The organism is Streptomyces sp. NPDC031100, assembly GCF_055570785.1.
Window position 1 is genome coordinate 1 of record NZ_JBVIGN010000031.1, and the last position, 3,438, is coordinate 3,438.

General features: G+C 57.3%; 2 rRNA genes. Both read right to left on the minus strand.

The window, feature by feature from the left end:
• A 5S ribosomal RNA gene (rrf, locus tag ACZ5DS_RS42465) occupies nucleotides 1–117 on the minus strand.
• Between the two features lie 85 nt (nucleotides 118–202).
• Nucleotides 203–3,322: ribosomal RNA gene (locus ACZ5DS_RS42470) — 23S ribosomal RNA — on the minus strand.
• Between the last annotated feature and the right edge of the window lie 116 nt (nucleotides 3,323–3,438).

Below are 3,438 nucleotides of genomic sequence, written 5' to 3' on the forward strand. Positions count from 1 at the left end.
GTTCGGCGGCGTCCTACTCTCCCACAGGGTCCCCCCTGCAGTACCATCGGCGCTGTGAGGCTTAGCTTCCGGGTTCGGAATGTAACCGGGCGTTTCCCTCACGCTATGACCACCGAAACACTATGAAACTGACAACCAGGCCATGTGTGGCCACATGGGGCTGTTCGTGGTTTCAGAACCAACACAGTGAACGCGAGCGTCTGAGGACAAGCCCTCGGCCTATTAGTACCAGTCAACTCCACCCGTTACCAGGCTTCCATATCTGGCCTATCAACCCAGTCGTCTACTGGGAGCCTTACCCCATCAAGTGGGTGGGAGTCCTCATCTCGAAGCAGGCTTCCCGCTTAGATGCTTTCAGCGGTTATCCCTCCCGAACGTAGCCAACCAGCCATGCCCTTGGCAGAACAACTGGCACACCAGAGGTTCGTCCGTCCCGGTCCTCTCGTACTAGGGACAGCCCTTCTCAAGACTCCTACGCGCACAGCGGATAGGGACCGAACTGTCTCACGACGTTCTAAACCCAGCTCGCGTACCGCTTTAATGGGCGAACAGCCCAACCCTTGGGACCGACTCCAGCCCCAGGATGCGACGAGCCGACATCGAGGTGCCAAACCATCCCGTCGATATGGACTCTTGGGGAAGATCAGCCTGTTATCCCCGGGGTACCTTTTATCCGTTGAGCGACGGCGCTTCCACAAGCCACCGCCGGATCACTAGTCCCGACTTTCGTCCCTGCTCGACCCGTCGGTCTCACAGTCAAGCTCCCTTGTGCACTTACACTCAACACCTGATTGCCAACCAGGCTGAGGGAACCTTTGGGCGCCTCCGTTACCCTTTAGGAGGCAACCGCCCCAGTTAAACTACCCATCAGACACTGTCCCTGATCCGGATCACGGACCCAGGTTAGACATCCAGCACGACCAGACTGGTATTTCAACGACGACTCCACCTGAACTGGCGTCCAAGCTTCACAGTCTCCCAGCTATCCTACACAAGCCGAACCGAACACCAATATCAAACTGTAGTAAAGGTCCCGGGGTCTTTCCGTCCTGCTGCGCGAAACGAGCATCTTTACTCGTAGTGCAATTTCACCGGGCCTATGGTTGAGACAGTCGAGAAGTCGTTACGCCATTCGTGCAGGTCGGAACTTACCCGACAAGGAATTTCGCTACCTTAGGATGGTTATAGTTACCACCGCCGTTTACTGGCGCTTAAGTTCTCAGCTTCGCCCCACCGAAGTGGAGCTAACCGGTCCCCTTAACGTTCCAGCACCGGGCAGGCGTCAGTCCGTATACATCGCCTTACGGCTTCGCACGGACCTGTGTTTTTAGTAAACAGTCGCTTCTCGCTGGTCTCTGCGGCCACCCCCAGCTCACCGAGTAAATCGGATCACCAGGTGTGGCCCCCCTTCTCCCGAAGTTACGGGGGCATTTTGCCGAGTTCCTTAACCATAGTTCACCCGAACGCCTCGGTATTCTCTACCTGACCACCTGAGTCGGTTTAGGGTACGGGCCGCCATGAAACTCGCTAGAGGCTTTTCTCGACAGCATAGGATCATCCACTTCACCACAATCGGCTCGGCATCAGGTCTCAGCCGTATGCAAGGCGGATTTGCCTACCTTGCGGCCTACACCCTTACCCCGGGACAACCACCGCCCGGGATGGACTACCTTCCTGCGTCACCCCATCACTCACCTACTAACCGCTTGGTCCGGCGGCTCCACCACTTTCCTTTCCCCGAAGGGTCCGGAACGGCTTCACGGCCTTAGCATCACGATGCTCGATGTTTGACGCTTCACAGCGGGTACCGGAATATCAACCGGTTATCCATCGACTACGCCTGTCGGCCTCGCCTTAGGTCCCGACTTACCCTGGGCAGATCAGCTTGACCCAGGAACCCTTAGTCAATCGGCGCAAACGTTTCTCACGTTTGTATCGCTACTCATGCCTGCATTCTCACTCGTCAACCGTCCACGACTACCTTCCGGTGCCGCTTCACCCGGCAGACGACGCTCCCCTACCCATCACAGCACCCGTTGGGGCTTACTGCTGCAATGACACGACTTCGGCGGTACGCTTGAGCCCCGCTACATTGTCGGCGCGGAATCACTAGACCAGTGAGCTATTACGCACTCTTTCAAGGGTGGCTGCTTCTAAGCCAACCTCCTGGTTGTCTGTGCGACTCCACATCCTTTCCCACTTAGCGTACGCTTAGGGGCCTTAGTCGATGCTCTGGGCTGTTTCCCTCTCGACCATGGAGCTTATCCCCCACAGTCTCACTGCCGTGCTCTCACTTACCGGCATTCGGAGTTTGGCTAAGGTCAGTAACCCGGTAGGGCCCATCGCCTATCCAGTGCTCTACCTCCGGCAAGAAACACACGACGCTGCACCTAAATGCATTTCGGGGAGAACCAGCTATCACGGAGTTTGATTGGCCTTTCACCCCTAACCACAGGTCATCCCCCAGGTTTTCAACCCTGGTGGGTTCGGTCCTCCACGAAGTCTTACCTCCGCTTCAACCTGCCCATGGCTAGATCACTCCGCTTCGGGTCTTGAGCGTGCTACTAAAATCGCCCTGTTCGGACTCGCTTTCGCTACGGCTTCCCCACCCGGGTTAACCTCGCAACACACCGCAAACTCGCAGGCTCATTCTTCAAAAGGCACGCAGTCACGAGAGTGTGCAAGCACACTCCGACGCTCCCACGGCTTGTAGGCACACGGTTTCAGGTACTATTTCACTCCCCTCCCGGGGTACTTTTCACCATTCCCTCACGGTACTATCCGCTATCGGTCACCAGGGAATATTTAGGCTTAGCGGGTGGTCCCGCCAGATTCACACGGGATTTCTCGGGCCCCGTGCTACTTGGGTGTCTCTCAAACGAGCCGCTGACGTTTCGACTACGGGGGTCTTACCCTCTACGCCGGACCTTTCGCATGTCCTTCGCCTACATCAACGGTTTCTGACTCGTCCTGTCGCCGGCAGACGACAGAAGAGAGATCCCACAACCCCCACGACGCAACCCCTGCCGGGTCTCACACGTCGTAGGTTTGGCCTCATCCGGTTTCGCTCGCCACTACTCCCGGAATCACGGTTGTTTTCTCTTCCTGAGGGTACTGAGATGTTTCACTTCCCCTCGTTCCCTCCACACTGCCTATGTGTTCAGCAGTGGGTGACAGCCCATGACGACTGCCGGGTTTCCCCATTCGGAAACCCCCGGATCAAAGCCTGGTTGACGACTCCCCGGGGACTATCGCGGCCTCCCACGTCCTTCATCGGTTCCTGGTGCCAAGGCATCCACCGTGCGCCCTTAAAAACTTGGCCACAGATGCTCGCGTCCACTGTGCAGTTCTCAAACAACGACCAGCCACCCATCACCCCACCAGACAAGCAGGTGAGTGCACTGGGGCCGGCGACTGAAGGCAGCCATACGGCCGTGC